At 52.9% G+C, this 19,179-nt stretch carries 20 protein-coding genes and 2 pseudogenes; 6 read left to right on the top strand and 16 right to left on the bottom strand.

Annotated features, from left to right (window positions below; translation table 11 throughout):
- A pseudogene (locus ACR0JA_RS22740) lies at positions 1-244 on the bottom strand (IS6 family transposase); the annotation flags it as partial.
- 112 nt (positions 245-356) lie between these two features.
- Here ACR0JA_RS22740 and ACR0JA_RS22735 point away from each other — a divergent pair.
- The 5 genes from ACR0JA_RS22735 (at position 357) to ACR0JA_RS22715 (ending at position 4,223) form a co-directional block, all read left to right on the top strand.
- Positions 357-812 carry a GNAT family N-acetyltransferase gene (locus ACR0JA_RS22735; protein ID WP_480579947.1) on the top strand — a complete coding sequence of 152 codons (456 nt, stop codon included), beginning with the start codon at positions 357-359 and terminating at the stop codon, positions 810-812.
- A gap of 38 nt (positions 813-850) precedes the next feature.
- Positions 851-1,249, top strand: a complete 399-nt coding sequence (locus tag ACR0JA_RS22730; RefSeq protein ID WP_480579941.1) for a helix-turn-helix domain-containing protein — start codon at positions 851-853, stop codon at positions 1,247-1,249.
- Between the two features lie 71 nt (positions 1,250-1,320).
- On the top strand, positions 1,321-1,593 hold the full coding sequence (locus tag ACR0JA_RS22725; protein WP_480579939.1) for a helix-turn-helix domain-containing protein: 273 nt from the start codon (positions 1,321-1,323) through the stop codon (positions 1,591-1,593).
- A 1,617-nt stretch (positions 1,594-3,210) separates the two neighbouring features.
- The gene (locus ACR0JA_RS22720; RefSeq protein WP_480579937.1) at positions 3,211-3,900 is read left to right on the top strand and encodes a hypothetical protein; all 690 of its coding nucleotides are present in this window, start codon (positions 3,211-3,213) and stop codon (positions 3,898-3,900) included.
- Between the two features lie 74 nt (positions 3,901-3,974).
- The gene (locus tag ACR0JA_RS22715) at positions 3,975-4,223 is read left to right on the top strand and encodes a ParB N-terminal domain-containing protein (RefSeq protein ID WP_039524390.1); all 249 of its coding nucleotides are present in this window, start codon (positions 3,975-3,977) and stop codon (positions 4,221-4,223) included.
- On the opposite strand, the gene ACR0JA_RS22710 is transcribed toward ACR0JA_RS22715, so the two are convergent.
- The 5 genes from ACR0JA_RS22710 to nhaC form a co-directional block, all read right to left on the bottom strand.
- Positions 4,215-4,871, bottom strand: a complete 657-nt coding sequence (locus ACR0JA_RS22710) for a fatty acid desaturase (RefSeq protein ID WP_480579935.1) — start codon at positions 4,869-4,871, stop codon at positions 4,215-4,217. The two genes, ACR0JA_RS22715 and ACR0JA_RS22710, sit on opposite strands and share 9 nt — an antisense overlap.
- Entirely contained in the window at positions 4,850-5,029 is a 180-nt protein-coding gene (locus ACR0JA_RS22705) for a fatty acid desaturase (protein WP_480579945.1), read from the bottom strand. Before ACR0JA_RS22705 ends, ACR0JA_RS22710 begins: the two co-directional genes overlap by 22 nt.
- A gap of 270 nt (positions 5,030-5,299) precedes the next feature.
- Positions 5,300-5,506: a cold-shock protein gene (locus ACR0JA_RS22700; RefSeq protein WP_010443199.1), complete on the bottom strand. Its 207-nt coding sequence runs from the start codon at positions 5,504-5,506 to the stop codon at positions 5,300-5,302.
- A 614-nt stretch (positions 5,507-6,120) separates the two neighbouring features.
- The gene (locus ACR0JA_RS22695; RefSeq protein WP_480579933.1) at positions 6,121-7,137 is read right to left on the bottom strand and encodes a GlxA family transcriptional regulator; all 1,017 of its coding nucleotides are present in this window, start codon (positions 7,135-7,137) and stop codon (positions 6,121-6,123) included.
- A gap of 72 nt (positions 7,138-7,209) precedes the next feature.
- Entirely contained in the window at positions 7,210-8,682 is a 1,473-nt protein-coding gene (nhaC, locus tag ACR0JA_RS22690) for a Na+/H+ antiporter NhaC (RefSeq protein WP_480579931.1), read from the bottom strand.
- 405 nt (positions 8,683-9,087) lie between these two features.
- Here nhaC and ACR0JA_RS22685 point away from each other — a divergent pair.
- Positions 9,088-9,277: pseudogene (locus tag ACR0JA_RS22685) on the top strand (IS5/IS1182 family transposase); the annotation flags it as partial.
- Here ACR0JA_RS22685 and ACR0JA_RS22680 read toward each other — a convergent pair.
- The 10 genes from ACR0JA_RS22680 to ACR0JA_RS22635 all read right to left on the bottom strand — a co-directional run bounded on the left by ACR0JA_RS22680 (position 9,261) and on the right by ACR0JA_RS22635 (position 19,153).
- A complete protein-coding gene (locus tag ACR0JA_RS22680) occupies positions 9,261-10,058 on the bottom strand; it encodes a polyphosphate polymerase domain-containing protein (protein WP_480579929.1) in 798 nt (265 codons plus the stop codon). The pseudogene ACR0JA_RS22685 and the gene ACR0JA_RS22680 sit on opposite strands and share 17 nt — an antisense overlap.
- A gap of 23 nt (positions 10,059-10,081) precedes the next feature.
- Complete coding sequence (locus ACR0JA_RS22675; protein ID WP_480579927.1) at positions 10,082-10,657, bottom strand: DUF4956 domain-containing protein; 576 nt, start codon at positions 10,655-10,657, stop codon at positions 10,082-10,084.
- A 215-nt stretch (positions 10,658-10,872) separates the two neighbouring features.
- Positions 10,873-11,550 (bottom strand): M48 family metalloprotease, encoded by a 678-nt coding sequence (locus tag ACR0JA_RS22670; protein ID WP_480579943.1) that lies wholly within the window; start codon positions 11,548-11,550, stop codon positions 10,873-10,875.
- Positions 11,551-11,828: 278 nt separating this feature from the next.
- A complete protein-coding gene (locus ACR0JA_RS22665; RefSeq protein WP_480579925.1) occupies positions 11,829-12,500 on the bottom strand; it encodes a response regulator transcription factor in 672 nt (223 codons plus the stop codon).
- A 100-nt stretch (positions 12,501-12,600) separates the two neighbouring features.
- The gene (locus ACR0JA_RS22660) at positions 12,601-14,184 is read right to left on the bottom strand and encodes a sensor histidine kinase (protein WP_480579923.1); all 1,584 of its coding nucleotides are present in this window, start codon (positions 14,182-14,184) and stop codon (positions 12,601-12,603) included.
- Between the two features lies 1 nt (position 14,185).
- Complete coding sequence (locus ACR0JA_RS22655) at positions 14,186-15,715, bottom strand: ABC transporter transmembrane domain-containing protein (RefSeq protein WP_480579921.1); 1,530 nt, start codon at positions 15,713-15,715, stop codon at positions 14,186-14,188.
- A complete protein-coding gene (locus ACR0JA_RS22650) occupies positions 15,712-16,776 on the bottom strand; it encodes a hypothetical protein (protein WP_480579919.1) in 1,065 nt (354 codons plus the stop codon). Before ACR0JA_RS22650 ends, ACR0JA_RS22655 begins: the two co-directional genes overlap by 4 nt.
- 90 nt (positions 16,777-16,866) lie before the next feature.
- On the bottom strand, positions 16,867-17,265 hold the full coding sequence (locus ACR0JA_RS22645) for a hypothetical protein (RefSeq protein ID WP_480579917.1): 399 nt from the start codon (positions 17,263-17,265) through the stop codon (positions 16,867-16,869).
- Between the two features lie 753 nt (positions 17,266-18,018).
- The gene (locus ACR0JA_RS22640; RefSeq protein ID WP_480579915.1) at positions 18,019-18,834 is read right to left on the bottom strand and encodes a 3-methyl-2-oxobutanoate hydroxymethyltransferase; all 816 of its coding nucleotides are present in this window, start codon (positions 18,832-18,834) and stop codon (positions 18,019-18,021) included.
- Positions 18,835-18,838: 4 nt separating this feature from the next.
- Entirely contained in the window at positions 18,839-19,153 is a 315-nt protein-coding gene (locus ACR0JA_RS22635; RefSeq protein WP_170680686.1) for a MocE family 2Fe-2S type ferredoxin, read from the bottom strand.
- Between the last annotated feature and the right edge of the window lie 26 nt (positions 19,154-19,179).

The following is a 19,179-nucleotide window of genomic DNA, read 5'->3' as shown; positions in this document are numbered from 1 at the left end:
GCCACTTCCATTTGGAGTATGCTCTCATTTGCTGAACACGCTTTCTTCGGATCTCAGCAGCAAACACTGGGCCAAACCTGTTCCACCAATATCGGATAGTTTCGTGGCTTACGTCGATGCCTCGCTCGTGCAGCAGATCTTCGACATTCCGAAGCGAGAGCGGGAATCGGATGTACAGCATCACCGCAAGGCGGATGATCTCGGGACTGGTTTTGAAGTACTTAAATGGCGACTGATTAATCATGCACGAAGGCTACGAGAGCACCCTGCCCCGCTCAAGCAAAGTTCTTCTGACAAGACCGTTCGAACAACCCATTCCGGTTTTGCGTCCCCCTTTGCCGGAAGATAGCGCTGCGGTGTCTTCGCTGGCCAGAACCGCAGATCAGGACGCTATTGGTGACCTATTTGGCGAACTGGCGGCGTTTGATGACTACAAAGAATTCTCGATCATTGCGGAGCTGGATGGAAACCTGGTCGGTGCGATGCTGGCTTATGTTCTGCCATATGACCCGGAAACCCTGTTTGTCTGGCAGGTCGGCGTTTCAGAGGGTGAGGCGGACAAGGGTCTTGCGTCGCTGATGCTGGGACAGGTGGTGCGTCGCAACGTCTGTACCGATGTCACCCGTGTTCAGACCGTGATTACGTCCAACGACGAGCGAACCTGGGCTTTGTTCCGCCGGTTTGCGCAGTGGCAGCGGTCGCGAATGGATATCGAGCCCTTCATCACGCGGGCGCTGACCCCATATCGCCGCCATGAAAGCAGCAATCTTGTGACGATCCGTCTTGCGGATCGTATCAAACTCGCGGCTTGACCGCGCCACGACATTTTCAACCAAAGTGAGAGAGCAGAATGAACGTAGCCACGACGATATCAAACGACACCTCATATTACAGTGATGAAGCGGCAACTCTGGGCGACCGGATCGTCGCCGCGCGTGAAGCCGTGGGGTATTCACAGAAAAAACTGGCCTCCCGCCTGGGCGTCAAACTGAAGACCGTGCAGGGATGGGAAGAGGACCGTACCGAGCCACGTGCAAACAAAGCGCAGATGATGTCCGGCATACTTGGGGTCTCTCTGGTTTGGCTTCTGAGCGGTGAAGGAGAAGGTGTGCTTGAGCCGACCGATACCACTTCCGGATCGGAGGATATTCAAGGCATCCTTGATGAAATCCGGAACCTCCAGACGGATATGGCTCAGACCACCCGCAAGCTGAGCACTGTTGAAAAACGACTGCGCGCCAGACTTTGACATCGGCGCAATTGCGATCTTCAGGCATGACCTATGGCCATGCCTCAAATGACAATAAAGAGTAGCAGATGATGACAGGACCGGATCCCAGTCTTGTGCCCGTTGATCCGGCGCAAGGCAACCGTTCGGACACCAATTCCGAGCACTTCCCTACACCGCTGGAGGTCCGCGAAAAGGCAGGTTTGACCGTGGCGGAAATGGCCGAACTTATCGGGATGAGCGAATCTGGTTACAAGTTGTGGGAGAGCGGCGCTCGCCGCCCCGGAGGACCAGCGTATAAACTCCTTGCGCTACTGCATGCTCATCCAAAAGAAACAGTTACTCGTCTTCGGGAACAGATTTGAACGATACCCGTGCAGATCGCTTCGTTTTGCTTGCCAGCCGTGGACGCGATTGGTCTCGTTGTCAGGCCAGAAACAGAATTGAAATTTACTTTGGCAATGGGCCGATCACACCGCAGTATCAATGTGCCCAGAATTCCTGTCTCATCATTGTGCCTTAGTACCCGAAATTGGCCCTTGAAGCAGACTTTCAAAGCAACGCGTTCGTGAAGCTGCACTCAGCATCGCGGAACTCAGTTTCAACCAGTTCGTTAATAGCTCCGTTTCAAATTTGGTATCACGCTGAATTTTTCCTCTCAGTTATTCTCTAAGCCACCTGATCATCCACCGGTCTCAAAAAAATTGATCATCTCCGTAGCCCACGCTTCGTGACGAGGGTGCGTCCTTGACTCTTAACAGGCTAGGAACCACAAGTGTGTATTGGTAAGTTTTATTCGTCGTTGCGATGCTGCCGGCTTCGATAATCCAATGGCCTTCAGACTAATTGTAGCATGTGCCCCAGCATAGGAACGGGTTTCGCTGGGGTCTTCGCTATGAGCTCGTTCCTCGCAAGCATTCGCTATTGTCACCTGACATGCATCAGTCATTGCGTGACCCATGAAAGAAGGCCCCGTATGAACAGCACATGGCTCATAAATTGCGTGCCTAATGACCGATAGATCAGGTCTCAGGCTCCGTTTCAATCAGTCTTTCATCATGTTTACGCGCCGCATTCTTTGTTTGATCCCAACACTTTTGGTGTTGCTCTCAGGAACGCAGATTCCTGCTCAAACCGCAGGTAATACCGACGGATTAGTTTGTGACGAAGGTTTTGAAAACAAGAATGGATCGTGTCAAAGAACTGACATACCCGAAAACGCGTATTTCACGGGCAGTTCCTATGGCAGAGACTGGGAATGCAATCATGGATTCAAGCATGTTGGGGAGTTTTGCGATGAAATCTATGTTCCTGAAAATGCCTATCTTGCATCAACCGGAGATCAGTGGGAGTGCAATCGGCTGTTCCAGCGTGTTGGAGAAGAATGTGAAGAAGTGATTTCGCCTCAAAATGGGTACGTCGAAACCCGGTTTGGCGTGCAGGAAATACACTGCAACTGGGGATTCCATAAAGAGAACCAGGATTGCGTTGCAATAGATGTCCCAACAAACGGTCGTCTAAGCGACAAAAGAAGCTCGGATGGGTGGGTGTGCCTCAGAGGGTACAGGGCTGCGGAGAACGGTTGTGAGCCTGTGGCAGTTCCACAGGATGCATATCTTGCGCCTGAGACTTATTCCGGATGGAAATGTGAACGTGGTTTTCGCCCAAACCGGGACAGGTGCGTTGCGATCCTTGTCCCTTCAAACGCGCATTTGAATCGAAGAGGTGATGGTTGGGAATGTAATCGGCCATTCACGAGACAGAACGACAAGTGCACCGAAAATGTGCCGCGACAATAAGTTGGTGGAAACCAAAGCCGCCTGACAAATCCGGAAGGATTAAGCCGTGAACCTTAACTCGATTGACGAAAACCTGGGTAAAAGTCTCAAAGCCGAAAAGGCGCGTCGCCGGTCCTATGGGATTAAGATATCTATTGCGTCAGCAGTGTGCGTTGCAGCGATAATTGTAGTGGTTTTTCTCTGATGCGTAAAAATGCCCCTCAAGTAACCCTTCCCGGTTCAAAGATGTCAGCTCATGGTCTGGAACAAAGAGCGTTTCAGGACCGCAGTGTTCGTAAGTCGCGGAACGCTGACGTATCAGGAGTGATTGAGGAAGAATTTGGAAAGTACTTGATTAAGGCTGGCGTTCTGAGCGGCAATAGTGTTGCACGGGCATTTCCTAAGCCACCGGCTAAAACGCAGGCAATGATTGCCGATGCAGTTGGCGAAACACCGGCATTGGCCATTGAAGCCTTAAAAGAAATTCTCGAAGAACGAGACAGGAAACGTAGCGGTCAACGCCGTTTGGAGGGAAGCTCTGGCACCCTCGTTCCCAGTGAAAGAGAATATACCGAGGCATTGCGACAGATCAGGCTCACCCCTGCGCAGATCACAATGCTCAAAGCACTTACTATCGCAGGCAAGGACGGTCTGACCATTGGTCACTTGTCTCAGGCGGCCGGTTACAAATCGCGCGAGGCCTCCATCAAGGTTTTCAAGAAAATCGGACTATTGATCGCAGAATACCTGGAACTAGATCTACCCGACGCTGGATCGGTACAGAATGATGGCGCCGCTCAGGTCTTGGCATTTTCTCACATCGAAAGTGAAGATGAGCCAGCAACCTGGATTATGCATCAGGAATTGCGCGACGCTGTTCGTTCGGTTCTATGACGTACGTTCCAGCACCAGCTCTTGTAGCGAACTTCGAACCGGAACAAATGCACGAAAGGTTGCTCACGTAGCTTATGTTGGAGAAAAGACCATATCCGCTCGACCTGATCTATGTACCTGTGAAACGGGCGAAAACGCTTGATCAACAAAAAGTTCTGACGTTGGCCGAAGATATCCTGAAGAACGGCCAGAAGACCCCGATCCAGATACGCTCCGACAACAAGAGGTTCGTGCTGATTGAAGGCCTTCACCGATTAGAGGCCATTCGCGCCCTGGGCGGTGACACGGTCGAAGCCTATCTGGTACGCGCCAGGCTACACTAAATGCCTATTGGAATTGGCGTTCGACAAAGCCTCGGAAAATGTCAGCAGACGTTGACTTTTTTCATCCCAAAGATGCAATCGCGCACAATGAAAGCTCTCATATAGAGTAATACGCTGGCAATTTTCTAACGCAGAATGGTCACGCAAAACTTCGTTTAGCCGGTAAAACGGTATGCGGCTGGCAAGGTGGTGAACATGGTGTACGCCGATGTTAGCAGAGAACCACCGCAGGATGCCTGGTAGGGCATAGTGAGAACTTCCATAGAATGCGGCGTTCTGAAGGTTCCACCCCGCTTCCCGTTCCCAGGTCGTGTGTTCAAACTGGTGTTGAATATAGAAAAGCCAAATACCAATCGATGATGCGACAATCATGGTTGGTAGGAAAACATACGCTAAAACCTCAATGCCTCCGGCCCAAAAAACTAGGGCCAATATCCCTGCGATTGCAACGTTTGTTCCCATCGCACTTGCCCAGTACAGCCAGCCAGAACGCATGAAACCAAGAGGTAAACGATTTTGAAGGAAGAACGTATAGATCTGCGCAACACCGAACAGGAAGATGGAATTCCGGGTCAGACGATAAGCGGCACGCCCGAACCACTTCCGCTTCAAGTATTCTTCAGTGGTCAATGTAGGGATGTCACCCATACCGCGCGATCAAGGTTACCGGTTGAGGCGTGGTGAATCGCATGGCTTTGCCGCCAAACGTCACAGGGTGTCAGGGCAAGAACACCTAGAACCCGGCCTGTCCAATTGCAAACAGTGCGGTTTCTAAAGAATGATCCATGACCGCAATCATGCATAATGATGAAGATACGGAACAGAAATGCGGCATTCAGGATGGTCAGTAATATTGCGATCCAGACGCTAAAAGATGAAGCCGTCCACGCTAGGGCCCATAGTGCGAATAAGGGGACAACAGTGATCGCAATTTCTTAAATACTGCGCCTCGCATCGGGCACACGGTATTGCGCGAGCGCTCGCGTCCAGACTTTTGTTTGCAACTTACTTGTTCTCCAACAGCTTATAGTAGCCCAGTGTGCAAACGGGCACCCAGAATGGGTGCCCGAAAAAGGTCAGGCGAGTGCCAGATTGGCAGCGTTGTCGCGTCCGTCACGGCCCGCTTCAATGTCGAAGGTAACCTTCTGGCCATCCTTCAATTCACTGATGCCGGAACGTTCAAGTGCCGAGATATGCACGAATACGTCGCGCTTGCCATCTTCAGGCTCGATAAAGCCAAATCCTTTGGTCGAGTTGAACCATTTTACTGTGCCATTTGCCATGGTGGAGCTTTCCTAATACTTGCCGCCCGCATCATTGCGGCGACTCGGCGTGGTCGGTCTGAATCGAAAGACTGAACGCCGGATTGGGGAGACAGCAGGTCGAAAAAGAAAAACGTAAGCCTTGCGTATATGGACTTCGAATACCCACGTTACAAGCGTTGATGCGGTGGAGAGCAACAGAGAAATTGAGCCTGTCTGGCTTTGAGTCTGACAAATTGAGATGACGCCGTATCTCTGCGATCCAAATTCGAAGGCGTCTTGGGTAGGCGGCACAAAAGATCAATTGCCGCTTTTGAGAACCTATCCTACTACAACCGGGACAGCGATAAGCGTCAGTTTTGATGCCGTAGCGAGACTTTGCAAAGTCTGCTTTCTGGGCATTACAGTCATTCGGGCATCGCGCAGCATCTGTCAAAGTGGGCTCCTTGCAGACCTCGGTGCAGACGCAGCACAAGCCCCTGCCCTGTTTTCCACGATACATCCACGGCCCATTGCGGACATTTGCCATACTGAATGTGCCGCGTCGCAGCGTTCCCAAAACGGACCTTGGTTGGCTGCAGAGAAAGTACTGGAGTACGTTCAGTTGCCTCAATTTATGACTGTTCAGACGCAAATTATTCACGTCTTTCGGACCACCCCCTCCTGAACGAAGTTGGCGCTCCGCCGTAGCGCTTCTTAAACCTCACCGTAAGCTGGGTGGCGCTGCTGAAACCTGTGGCTGCCGCGATTTCGGCAACCGTCATCTCGGTTTCGCTGAGCAAAGCGTAAGCCCTCGAAACCCGCAGTTCGATATAAAACTGTACGGGTGAAATTTCGACATACTTTTGGAAGAGACGCTCGAGCTGACGACGCGATATCTGCACGCCTTCTGCTATTTCAGAGATGTCCACCGGCTCTTCCAGGTTTTCATGCATAATCTGCATGGCGTTGATCAGGTATTGGTTGCGGCTGCCCAATGCCACCGAGAAGGCTGATTTCTGAAGCGTTTTGCTGTTGTTGGACCGAAAATGGATGCACATGTCCGAAACGATGACCGCCAGATCGTTACCGAAATCGGATTCGATCATGTCCAGCATCATGTCGGTCGCGGCATTGCCACCACCACAAGTCATCAGCTCATTGTCGATCTCATACAGGTTTGCCGATGGCACCAGATCATCGAAATGTTCGACGAAAGCAGGGTGGTTTTCCCAATGTAATGTGAACCTTTTTCCTGACAGCAGCCCCGCCTTTGCAAGGGCAAACGCACCGGTGCAAATACCGCCCAGATTACAGCCAAAAGTTTTTTGCCGGCTGATCCACGACAGCACTTTGGGGTTCGTGCTTTCCGCGGGTTCAATGCCCGAGCATACAAACAGCCGCGAGGAACGCGGTAGATTGTGCAAGGCAGAATCCGGCGTGATCTCAATCCCATTCGAACAGGACACCGGGTTTCCGTCCTCGGTGATCAGAAGCCATTTATAAAGTTCTTTGTTCGTGATCTGATTGGCAATTCTCAGAGGTTCCACCGCAGCGCTAAAGGCCAGCATGGTCAGCTTTGGGAGCAACAGGAAATAGATCTCTTTAGCTGGCCCGTTGTAATCAATGCGATAGCTGGCCGCGCCCTTCGGGACAAAATTTCTCGGGTTCATTTGCGCTCCTCCCAGTATCGGCCAAGGTGGATGAAGGGCACCAACACCGGCCTTGGTGTTGGTGCAGATCGGTCAGGCGCTCATTTGCGCAACAGGCTCACCGCTTTCCTCCCAGGAGCGGATCTCCTCCTCGCTCGCCTTGGGCGAGAAGAGTCCCGTCATGGCATAGATGATACCGATGACAGGTGACAGCCAGCAAGCAAATGCAAGCGGAATATACAGCAGGTTTTCGAAGTTCCCGTCTGCGATACCCAGTCCAAGCGCAGTGATAACGAACGCGCCACCCGCATTCCAGGGGATCAGAGGGGACACCAGTGTTCCACCTTCCTCGACCGCCCGGGACAGGTTCAGCGGCGAATAACCCATCGCGCGATAAACCGGCGCATACATCCGACCCGGCAGTGCAATCGACAGGTATGGGTCGCCTGCAACGGTATTGGTCGCAACAGATGTCAGAATGGCCGAGGTTTGAATGCCTGCAAATGTCTTCACCTTCGAGATCACCACCTTGATGATGGCCTGAAGACAGCCCACGCGTTCCAGCGCTCCGCCAAAACCCAAGGCCAGCAGCACCAATGAGATCGTCCACATCATCGACTGGATGCCCCCACGGTTCAGTAGGGGATCGATCTCAGGAACTCCGGTATCGATCGAGTAGCCGCTGTTGGCGAATGTGAACGTCTCGTGCAGCCCGGCCCCCTGACAGAAGATAGCCATGATGCCACCCGCTACGGCCCCTGCAAACAGCGACGGGATCGGAGGTTGTTTCATGACCGCCAGCACAATGACCAGAACGGCAGGAAACAGCATGATCGGCGAAATCCAGAACGCGTTGTCCAGCGCGGTGGTGATTGCGTGAATGCGGTCAAACGAAACTTGCGATGTGTCGATCAGGGTGAAGCCGACGACGAAATAGATGACAAGCGCGATCAGCATCGAAGGCACTGTCGTTGGCAGCATATTCCGAATGTGATCAAACAGATTGGTTCCCGTGACAGCAGGTGCCAGGTTTGTCGTGTCCGACAATGGCGAGATCTTGTCTCCGAAGAAGGCGCCCGAGACCACCGCTCCCGCTGTCCAGTACATTGGAATTCCAAATCCGGCACCGATACCCATCAAGGCCAGGCCAACTGTGCCGGTCGTACCCCATGACGTACCAAGGGAAACTGAGACGATGGAGCAAAGGACCATTCCTGCGGCCAGGAAAAGCTCGGGCGACAGTATCTTGAGGCCATAGTAGATCAGCGTCGGGACAGTACCGCTTGCGATCCACACACCGATGATCATGCCGACTGTGATCAGTATCGAGACCGACGGCAGAGAAATATTAATGACGTGGAATACGCCTTCTTCGATGCTGGGCCATTTGTGCCCCAACATGAGACCAACGATACCAGTGATCGCGATCCCGAATGCCAGCGGAATGTGCGGCGTAAAGTCCCCGAAATAGAATAGTTGCAGCCCAAGCACACAAAGGGTCAGCACTATTGGCACGAGGGCCAGCAGCAAGCCGGGCTGCCGAATGTTGTCTTCACTCGCAGACATATGGGTCTCCTCCTTCGGATTGGTTCAGAACCTTGATGATCTGCGGAAGAAACCAAATTTGGCGGTGCGAGACTGTCGGTCAGAGCGTACATCATGTTAGAATTTGCGACATTGGGGCGTCGGATTTCTGTGTATTCGAATGAACTGAAGACCGACCATTGCGATCACGCCAAACAAATTTCCTGCGTTTAGGCCATCTCAGCTCCTTTTTTGGAGCACCTTACAAATTTTGCTCGAATTGGAGCGGTTCTGTTGATCACGGCCCCAAAGCCGACATTTGTCCGGCCAGTCGATGCCGCAGTGCAGCTTCCGCATTGCAGCCGTTCGTGTGTTTTTGGGCGATTTTTCTAGATTAGATAGGTCGCGTTACGACAGCACGCGCATTCGTTGTCGTTGCGCACCTTCATCCCTGGCCGAAAAACAACACAAGATACAAGTTAAATCCGCCTATCGCGGATACAAACGGCGAAACCGCATCGAGGTTATGCTTGGCAGCCTCAAGCATTGGAGGCGCGTGGCGACCGGTTGTGACCGCTGTCCAAGGGCCATTCTATCAACCTTCGACCACGCAGCAAACGTCATCCATTGGGTCTGAATTCCTGACATTGGTGTCCGGAGAGGCGAAGCTTCCGCAACGCTGGTAGAAATTTGTTCTGTCGATCCACTGCACCCGTTGCAGCCATGCCAATACAGTATTTTGAACAGCGCTTGGTCGGGTGTAGATGCATCCCGCGCAGAATTTTATCAGCGATACCGTTGCCGCGCGCCGATTTGGTCTCGATAATGAACATGTCGGGTTGGACCGCGCGAGAAACTCCGCCAGTGTCAAAATGCAAACCGGTGTCGATGGTCATTCGCTCTCCACCCTCTTTGGCAACTAATGTGATACGCTCATATTGCATTGCGATCACCGGTTGCAGCGATTTTCCGAAACCTTCCGAGTAGATATCGCGATAGTTTTCTTCGATAAATTCGACAGCTTGATGGTCGAGCGCGTTGGCAGGATCATTGACCTTCAATCGTCGTTTTACGGTGACTTTGCGCCTGTCTTTCAGCTTAACCTCGAGATAGCTGAACCCGGCGTCCACGTACTCTCGCACCCGAACTTTGCAACGTTTGCGACGCCCCTGATGGTGGTCGTAATAACCGCGCAACTCTTTGTCGTCATAATACCTGGTTGCATAAGTGAAGGCACGCTTGCCGTCTATTTCCAAGACATCAAAGTGCTCGGAAAAACGTTCAAGAGCTGGCCTGAAAGCTTCGGCAGACAGAATGTATTTGTTGTCCAACCGTTCGAGCATGGCCGCTTTGCCGTTAAGTTCTGCAAGACCAATTGCCGCGAAACTCATGAGTGTTTTTGCGATGTTGGTATCCATGGCGGTTTCCCTTGATTGCAGGTTCAGGTTTTGCGGAAAAACACGTTTATGCGGGCCATGTCGTTGATGTAATCGAGCGCCGTGATTTGATAGGACATCACGTCCACTCCCAATCGCTCGGACAGGTCCGCACGCATTGCCTCGGGGTCGGACAGGGCATGTGCGTCGATCTTGTCCAGAGTGATCTTGACTCCATCGGCCGACTTTAGAATGCGTGGATGGTCAAGCGCCCAGGCGCCCAACAGCACCAGCGAAACGATCACGCCGACAAAAGCCAGCTCGGTGCCGTGTATTGAGCAGATGACCGCGATTGCGATGGAGCCGAAGAAATAGGTGATCTCGACTTTCGAGATTTGTTCCGACCGCAGCGTGAACAGTGCCAGAATGGCGAACAAGCCAAATCCGGCCGCCAGGCTAAATTCGACCGATGACAAAACGGTCAATACGCCAAAGGCGAAGACATTAAACAGCGACGCGGCAGTCACCAGTTCTTTGTCGCGATAGCGGCGATAATACAAACCAAAGACCAGCACCATCATCGCAATGATATTGATCGCAAAGCGAATGGGGGTTTCGGGGTCCAGAATTGACTCAAGCATGTATTTTATCCCTGTTGTGAACCTTCGTGGTCGCACTTGACGGATGAAATTCTGCTTGTGGCGCCTGAACTCTTTCTGATCGTCAAATTGACTGCATGTTACAGTATTATGAATGTTTTATGACACGAGCGCTGGCTTGTGAGCGTCAAAGACCCCCGGAACCGCGCCCATCAGATATGAGTGATTGATCAAAGAAAGACGGCATCTTGAACGGATCAACCACCAATTTCGGCCATGGTTGCTTGGACCACGTAATACCTTTGAGCATTGGGTGGATGCGTTCCCAAAAAGCGATCTCCGGGATCAGGAACACGGGCAAAATACAAAGCGCCCTTAAGAGGATCATAACCGGCATTGTAGGCAATGATCGTGCCCAGTTTATCAGCCTCCAGTTCGAAATTCTTGGAATAGCTGCGCCCACCGACAAAAGCCCCGATATCTTGCGCCGTGGCAATATCGTTCGGACCAGTCCCCGCGAGCGTCGCGAGGCTTCCCAATAGCACAGCACCGGCCGCCGCATTTTGGGCTTGGCGTGCCAAATGCCCCTGAACGTGATGAGCGGCCTCATGCGCCAATACGAATGCAAGCTCATCTGTATTGTTCACATCCCGTATCAAAGCTTGCGTCATCGTAAGAACGGGGCGTCCCGTCTTGTCCAAACTCTGATAAGCATTGGAAGGTGCGTTCTTGTTTGGGTCTATTCGGATCAGAAAGTCACAATTCACCCCTTGAGTCCGGCGGCGACATTCACGCTCAGCAACGGGTTCGACCCGGGCCGCAACCTGACGGAATCGCGCTTGTGCCTGCTGAGAACTCACGGGAGCGCTTGCGCGGACTGGCTGAGGGATTGGCGCCGACGGCGGGGTGGTGGTTGATATGCATCCTGACAGCATCAGAATTACCAGAACAGGCAACACTCGCGTCATAAACAGACCTTTCAATCGACTTATGGGACCGTATTTGAGACCTCGGTCCACACAAATGTAAAGCGCCCTGTTGGCATTGATGGGCTGGTGGCATTCTCTTGCACAGAGTTGGAAAAACCAGTCTTGAGAGCGTTCCATTCAAACCCGAGAGCCATCCGGAGTAGGAGCAACGATATTTGCGCCGCACCCAAACGCAGACTTCTTCTTTAGTGAGCAGTTCCCGCATCAAACCCAATAGGTAATGTTCAGGTCATACGGTAACCGACGTTCCTGAGTGTCACGATCCGCTGACCTTCCGCACCGATTTTGCGCCTGAGACGCCCGACATAGACATCGACAACATTGGTCAACGGATCTTCATTCATGCCCCAAACCGAGTTCAAAATCCGCTCTCTGGACAACACGCGCCCAATATTGGTCAGAAACAGAAGAAGCAGGTCGCGTTCTTTCTTGGACAACTGGATTTCCTGACCTTCAACCGCGATCTGAAGCGAGAGCCTGTCAAATGTAAGAGCTCCGCAAGTAATCACAGTGTCGCTAAGATCGTTCGCATAGCTATTGGCGCGGCGATGCAGCGCCACTACTCGGGCGATCAGCTCGTCGAAGTCGAAGGGCTTGGGAAGATAATCGTCCGCGCCAATCTTCAGACCTTCTACGCGTTCCTCAGGGCTGTCCAATGCAGTCAGCATAAGGATGGGGACCTTTGATTTCCTGGCACGCAATTTGCGACAAACGTCTTGCCCCTGAATCCCCGGCAACATCAGATCCAGCAAAATGACGTCATAGTTGGTGATGGCCACGTGCTCCAAGGCATCTTCACCGCATGGCGCATGATCCACCGACCAGCCTTCAGCCGACAATCCGCGACGTATGAAATCCGCTACACGGGTTTCGTCCTCGACAAGTAGAATATTCATAGTGTGCCTCAACTATCTCTGTATTCGAAACCACAACCATACAAGCCTGCGTGCGACCTTACCGGTTACGCAATCTGCTTTTGAAACAGACTGGCAGGCGTTAGCCCGTCTCTCGCAGCCCATCGGTTTGAACAACTTTCATCCAAGGTGATTTGGGTAGAGTTATGGTGATCCTTAACCCGCCTTCCAGACGATCTTGAAGCTCAACTGTCCCACCATGAGCCTCGACAATCGACTTTACAACCGGCAGCCCGAGACCGCTGCCTTCGATACCTTGTCCGGAGGCGTTCGACCCCCGAAAAAACCGATCAAATGCCTGGGACTTTTCCGCCGCGCTCAGGCCGGGCCCGTCATCTTCGATAGTGATCGTACAAGACGCGAGCCCTTGTTCCAGCATAGCGCTTATTGTTGGGCCTCCGTATCGTCGTGCATTCTGCAGCAACGCCAATACCGACTGCCGAAGTCGAACCTCGTCGACAGATGCCATGACTGCACTGTCAGGATATTCAACCTGAACCGGATCGGGGAACATTGCCACGGCATCGCGCACTACTTTTCGCAGATCCGTTTCTTTGCGATCCAACCTGAGTTGACCCGCCTCGAACCGGGCGACGGTTAACATGTCATCAACGATCTGGTTGGTGTGTTTTGCAGAATCCCGAATGCGGGCAAGTGAATCTGATGCATCTTCTGACAGCGATTCCGATGTTCGTAATGTGACATCAGCCTCTCCAAGGATAATAGCGAGCGGCGTGCGCAATTCATGGCTGATGTCGGCCATCAAACGTTTACGGTTTTCTTCACCGGTTTCAAGTTTATCGATGAGTTGTTGAAGCTCAATTGTTCTGGCGGCGACGGTATCTTCAAGTTGCCTTTTCTGCTCGGCACGGCTTGCCTCGCGGGCCGCTAATCCTTCGGACATGCTATTCAGAACGGCACCCAACTCTCTGAATTCACGACTGCCACCAAGACTTACAGGTTTAGTATAATCGGCCCGGCGCAGGTGGCCAATCCCATCGGTGAGCCGTGTAAGGGGCTTTCTGATCTGGCGATTGAACGAAACGAGCGCCACAAGCAAGACACCGATTGCGGCCAGCACAATCATGTAAACCAATCGTTCATTCCATTTCCTGAAGGCCGCGGCTTCAGTCAGGACTTCTTCGACCTCCTCCACCTCTTCATCAAGAGCGGTCTGGATTTTTTGATCGAGCTCGTCGTCGATATCACCGTCCAGCAAGGCAGCCAGGCGTTCAATCCGGACAAATGTCTCAATCCGGCTGCCCTCTTCTGACAGGTTCGCAATGACTGCATTGACGTATTCAATGTCGTCTTCGATCTCATCCAGAAGTTCGAGCTCTTCGATCTCCTCGTCGCCTACCATCTGGATCTCGCGCGCGATCGTCATTCGGATCGCGTCTAAGGTGGTGTCGATCTTTGCCTGTAGCTCGGCTTCGCTAATTCCATCGTCCCGATCTCCGATTAAGAGTGCGTCGCCGTGTTGCTTAAACAGACGGTACAGGTCCGCCTCCAACCTCAGATGCAAGCCATAGGACTCCTGCGCCAGTGAGATCCGGGCATCCCACCACCGAGATTTTTCAAGGCTGTAAAGGGTAAGGCCCGCAAGTCCGCCCAAAAAACCGACCAAAACGGCGGCGTAAATCCCAAACAGCGTAGATGAACGCATATCAGACGACCTTTGAATTCTGGTTCACACTGGGTGTGGTGACATCTTCGACCAGTATGATGGTAGCCGAAGATAACTTTCGGAGCGTATCAAGCAATTCGGCGTGGCGATGCTGGCACGACACCCACCTGATAGACGCGATGACGATGATGTCAGCTTTGCCGAGAACAGCCCGCACGAGATCTAAGCGCAGTGTCTGGTTCGGCGACAGCCCGTTGCCATTTTCCGCCAACCGTTGATCAAGGCCGCGGTTTGCCAAGAGCAGCTCAGATAACCCAAAAGCCCGCATGACCTCGGAGATTTTCTGATCACTTGGCCTTCTGGGACACATCAGACTTGTCGATCGACGCAAACTTCCCTGAAGCCCGATATGGTCGTCCCCGACAAAGGCAACTTTTGGCGCTCTCTCCTGCCCGCCATAGAGAACCGCGATGCCCTCATTGGTGTCGAGCCCTACAATACATCGCGCGATACTGATGGCAGATTCCCCTGCTAACGTTGACGTCGAACCCGGCCGGGCTTCGAACAATACAGGTGTACCTTCAAATTTACCGGAAACTTTAACGCCAAGAGGTTCACCATGGCTTGCAAAGGTTCGAGCTACCTTGGGTTCCGAAAGCAGCTTTTCAGCCTTTGTACGCGCCACGCTCCAGGCGCAATAATGATCCCACGCGCCTGCGAGATTCTGCAAAGGAAGGGCGGTCAACGCCAAAACCGACAGGCTGGCTGCAACCGTCGACGGTGCAATACCGCTTTGGCTGGCCTGCCAAAGCATCAAAAGACCGGACAGCGCCACACCCAGCTGTAAAACCGCCTGAAGACTGGTGGTTCTGCCACGGCGCGCCAGTGCGTCTTTGCGCAGAGATGAACCCTGTTTGTCAAGCTTGCGCAGTTCGCGATCGGTTCGTCCCATCAGGTCCAATTCGGGCGCGATTGCAATGCGTTCGATCATGGAAATCGCGATACTGGCACGATTGCGGCGCAATATCTGATGCCGCCACCCAAGGTGCCAGGCCAGCAGTCCCATGATAAGCAGTGCGCCGCTGAGAGAGATAACACCTGTGATCGCGAGCCCAGGGTCAAGAAAACAGAGAATGGTTACGGCTCCAGGAAGCACAAACGCTGCGGATAACACATCAGGCAAACCGCGACCAAACCAAAGACGTGCGGCAGACAAATCGCCGACAAATCTCAAGGACAAGGCGCCAACCCGGCGTTTCTCATGACGGGATTTGGGAAGGCGGGCGATCTGATTGTATAGTGTGCGGCGCAACGAAATTGCGTAGCTCTGGCCAAGCGCTTCTGCGTAGTATCGGGACAACAGCAGACACGCCGTTGCAACCACACCTGATATCGCCAGCTGCGAGACAGTTTGTACTGAAAGAGCATCCCCAGCTTGAAGCGCCGAAAACGCATCCCGCGTGGCGAACGCTGCAACGGCCAGCGCAATTGCCTGCACGATCCCGCAAGACACCACGAGGACCGCATCAATGATGCGGTCCCGTGTGGCCAATCTGGGGAGGGGGGTCATGCGGCCACATCTTCCGGTTCGCGTCGCATCAGCGGTGCAACATGTTGGGCGATGGTCGCAGGCGACCAAAGGTCTTCGCGGGATAAAATTGGGCGACCAGTTACTTCAGCAGCTTCGGTGGTGGCCAATGGGGAACAACTGACCATTCCGGATATGGCAAACGGGCTGAGCCCCACTTTTTTAAGAACGGTCACGCCACCCAGCGCGCTCAGCGCATCTGGTGCGGCGAACAGGATACCGTCCAACCGATCCCGAATGCGCGAGGAGCGCAAGATGGCCCGCGTTTCTTGCTGGAATACACCGTCGGCGATCTCAACCACCACGATTTCAGCACCACGCGATGCTGCGGTTGCAATCAACGTATCAAAACCGGCTTCAATCATCTCAAGTGGCATCCGGTATGTCGTGGCCATTCCGACATCCGTAAAATCGAGCGCCGAGGCGCCTCCATCTTCGAAGCTGTTGAAGTCACCGAAGGCTCCGGTCCCGGTCGCTTTCACACCGGCGACGGAGTAACCCGAACGCAGAAGGCCATGGCCAAGGCTTGACGCTGCTGTTGTTTTCCCAGAATTCATTGAAGCTCCGAAAACCCCAATCACCGTGACTTGCTCATTGCTCGGCAGTGAGGGCAACGCATAGTCTGCCACATTGATCACCTGACCGGTTGCATTGGTCAAAAGGCCGATGGGCTTCAATCGCGTTGGTTCGTCCATAAGGACATGCGCCGCATCCACCCGACCCGCGATGCCGCCACCCGCCACCAGATCGATAAGATCGCCATCAATCACCGCACTGGCAAGAAACTGATCTGGTGCGTATCGGTCACCCAGACAAAGGACAACATGATCGCCCGGATAGCTGACCGAGGCGCGGCGTTCCGCTAATTGGATTTTCTTATGATGGCCGATTTCGGCAATTTCACAGAGGATAAGATCCCCTGCTTTTGCGGCACCCATTTGCGCAGAAAGTCCACGCACATCGGATCGGTCAACTCTGCGGGTTGTAAACGCCCATTTTGCAATCTCGCAAGCGACAGGAGAGATATGGGTACACTGTGTCATGCTTAGCTCCGTGACTGGCTGTTCAATGAAATCGTTTTGCCAGTGCGATGTGAGAAGAATTGCAAAGCGGAATGAAGGATCGGTATGCAGTCAAATGAACGGCACATGAACGCGCATTGCTGGAGCAGTGTTTCTATGCTGCGCAACTTCAGGCAGCATGATTTTCGGTTTGCTCTCACCAACAATCAGAGTGACAATCACAACAGTGGGCTTTCGTTTAGTCGTCATCATCTCCATCGTCGTCTCCGTCATCACCACGGTCGTCTCCATCATCATCGCGATCATCGCTACGGTCGTTTTCATCCCGTTCGCCTGACCTGCTGCCACTGTTTTCTCGACCTTCTCGTTCGCCGCGCTCATTTCTTTCAACTTGTCCGTTGCCTGCACCACGGCGCAACTCAATGATCGTGATACGATCGTCTCCATTACGATCAATGTCCTCAAGAAGCCTTCGCGCGCCGGATTCTCCAAATGCTGCGATAAGCTCATTCAAGCTCAAAACCCCATCTGAATTCGTATCGACAGACCGGAAACTAGCTGTTTGTGCTAGGGCTCCATTGAACTGGCTGAAGCAAAACAAGAGCGTGAGGGCCAAGATAAGGGCCCAATTCACGTTAACAGATGCCATTGACCCACATTGCACCGTTCCACTGCCAGTCTTTGACACATTTGATCCTTTGCCCGTTGATAGCTTTGGTGAAAAAGCGCTCTTCAACTCCAGTAGGACAATATGGCTAGCTGAGATGAAGCTGACCTAATTTGAAAATGAACGTCGGATGAACGTTTTCAGCTACACGGAGGCGCGGTCTGTCTAATGACATCGAATCTGCCCAAGACCAAACTCTGGTTTCCAAGGCAAAGGTCAGAAGTAACAGCGTTTACAGCTTCCTGCCAGCGACAACGTGCAAGGGACACCGGCCCTTACCAGCCATTCATCTTGTCAAACAACGCCGCAGTGCGGTCTCACCGAACCGGCCATTCGCTGCGCCCGCGAGATAATTGCGTGACCTGAGGTCGGGAGTGCGGACAAAGTCCGAATTCGCTGCGGTTGCTCGAACGACAGCTGCTGGCGGGTTGCGACGCCAACGCCCTGCTGGTCGGGCGGGAAAGGTACTTGCACTGCGATTACAAAATTCTTTGCTACCCGTCGCGAATGGGGACCAACGTACATCGATCATCGTTGGGTGATAATTCCGGTTCTCAAAATGCGGTTCTAGGTGCAACTTTCCTTAGCCAAATAGATTATTTTAGTCGTGTAATAAAACTTTCAAACTCCGCGTCTGAGATTGTTGCGCATTCGCTAGGGCCTGGAAATTGTTCCTCTTCAGCAGATTTCCTGAACGCCGAAAGTGCAACTCGGCGGTGGTGTTTTATCTGTTCATACAGTGAATTGAGATCGCCAAAGGCACGTGCATGGCGCGGGCTTTCGGGTTGCTCTCCGCATATGTCATTTTGAAAAAGATAGATAATGTCTGCACTGGGGCCCGATCCGAGCGAGGATGTAATCAGAGATGTGCGGGTGGAAATCTCAGCCATTACTCGGTCACAGATAACTTCAGCCTCTACCGAAAAGGCTCCGGCATCTTCCATTGTGCGGAACGCATTCCAAAGCGCGATAGCCTCGTCCGCAGTTTTACCAACGGCACGCAGGCCGCCCCGCCAAGTGGATTTGCGAGGTACCAGGCCCAGATGACACATAACGGGAATATCTTCACGCGCCAAAAGTTCAACAATGTGCGGCCCTCTTGCCGTGTAAATGCTGTCGGCACCATCCTTCATGGCCGCAAACGCGGCGGTCAGCACGTCACTTTCGGTTGCAAAGTCCGGGAGACCGAGTGCAGCGGTGAAGAACAATTCAGGCGCGCCTTGACGCACGGTGGACGTGTTGTGGGCATTGCCCATGATCAAGTCAATTCTGGCATCTTTCGCGGCTGCTGCCTCTTCGATTGTATTCGCCGTCGTCTGAACCAGCTTGCGGATACCCTTTAGCGCACGAAGGTCGGACGCGGTGTAGTTTCTAAGTGAGAACTTCGCGTCCCAGTCGTAGATCCCTTTCATGGCATCACCCGATATCGATAAAGACATCTCCGCCTTCGACTTTAACGGGGTAGGTTTTCAGGTTCACACAGACCGGTGAGCGCTTTGCCTCGCCGGTGCGATAGTCGAATTGGCCGTTGTGCATGGGGCATTCGATCAGATGATCGATCACCAGACCGTCTTCCAGATGCACTTCTTCATGGGTGCACAGGCCGTCGGTGCAGTAAAATTCGTCCTCCGGGCTTCGGTAGATGGCAAAGGTACGATCGCCATTGTCGTAACGGATTAGATCTTCGGTTTCGATGTCATCGCAAGCGCAGGCGCGGGTCCAGTTCGTCATGGGCTTTCCTGTATTCCGGGGAGTGG

It is taken from the genome of Ruegeria sp. AM4, assembly GCF_056540665.1.
The sequence above is the reverse complement of the archived record's forward strand: the minus strand, read 5'-3'. Positions and strand labels throughout refer to the sequence as shown.

What these genes read in the sequence shown, in the direction of transcription:
- ACR0JA_RS22730 (WP_480579941.1), top strand. Translation starts at nt 851, where the DNA reads ATGAACGTAGCCACGACGATATCAAACGACACCTCATATTACAGTGAT.
- ACR0JA_RS22725 (WP_480579939.1), top strand. Translation starts at nt 1,321, where the DNA reads ATGACAGGACCGGATCCCAGTCTTGTGCCCGTTGATCCGGCGCAAGGC.
- ACR0JA_RS22720 (WP_480579937.1), top strand. Translation starts at nt 3,211, where the DNA reads ATGCGTAAAAATGCCCCTCAAGTAACCCTTCCCGGTTCAAAGATGTCA.
- ACR0JA_RS22715 (WP_039524390.1), top strand. Translation starts at nt 3,975, where the DNA reads ATGTTGGAGAAAAGACCATATCCGCTCGACCTGATCTATGTACCTGTG.
- ACR0JA_RS22710 (WP_480579935.1), bottom strand. Translation starts at nt 4,871, where the DNA reads ATGGGTGACATCCCTACATTGACCACTGAAGAATACTTGAAGCGGAAG.
- ACR0JA_RS22700 (WP_010443199.1), bottom strand. Translation starts at nt 5,506, where the DNA reads ATGGCAAATGGCACAGTAAAATGGTTCAACTCGACCAAAGGATTTGGC.
- ACR0JA_RS22695 (WP_480579933.1), bottom strand. Translation starts at nt 7,137, where the DNA reads ATGAACCCGAGAAATTTTGTCCCGAAGGGCGCGGCCAGCTATCGCATT.
- nhaC (WP_480579931.1), bottom strand. Translation starts at nt 8,682, where the DNA reads ATGTCTGCGAGTGAAGACAACATTCGGCAGCCCGGCTTGCTGCTGGCC.
- ACR0JA_RS22680 (WP_480579929.1), bottom strand. Translation starts at nt 10,058, where the DNA reads ATGGATACCAACATCGCAAAAACACTCATGAGTTTCGCGGCAATTGGT.
- ACR0JA_RS22675 (WP_480579927.1), bottom strand. Translation starts at nt 10,657, where the DNA reads ATGCTTGAGTCAATTCTGGACCCCGAAACCCCCATTCGCTTTGCGATC.
- ACR0JA_RS22670 (WP_480579943.1), bottom strand. Translation starts at nt 11,550, where the DNA reads ATGCTGTCAGGATGCATATCAACCACCACCCCGCCGTCGGCGCCAATC.
- ACR0JA_RS22665 (WP_480579925.1), bottom strand. Translation starts at nt 12,500, where the DNA reads ATGAATATTCTACTTGTCGAGGACGAAACCCGTGTAGCGGATTTCATA.
- ACR0JA_RS22660 (WP_480579923.1), bottom strand. Translation starts at nt 14,184, where the DNA reads ATGCGTTCATCTACGCTGTTTGGGATTTACGCCGCCGTTTTGGTCGGT.
- ACR0JA_RS22655 (WP_480579921.1), bottom strand. Translation starts at nt 15,715, where the DNA reads ATGACCCCCCTCCCCAGATTGGCCACACGGGACCGCATCATTGATGCG.
- ACR0JA_RS22650 (WP_480579919.1), bottom strand. Translation starts at nt 16,776, where the DNA reads ATGACACAGTGTACCCATATCTCTCCTGTCGCTTGCGAGATTGCAAAA.
- ACR0JA_RS22645 (WP_480579917.1), bottom strand. Translation starts at nt 17,265, where the DNA reads ATGAGCTTATCGCAGCATTTGGAGAATCCGGCGCGCGAAGGCTTCTTG.
- ACR0JA_RS22640 (WP_480579915.1), bottom strand. Translation starts at nt 18,834, where the DNA reads ATGAAAGGGATCTACGACTGGGACGCGAAGTTCTCACTTAGAAACTAC.
- ACR0JA_RS22635 (WP_170680686.1), bottom strand. Translation starts at nt 19,153, where the DNA reads ATGACGAACTGGACCCGCGCCTGCGCTTGCGATGACATCGAAACCGAA.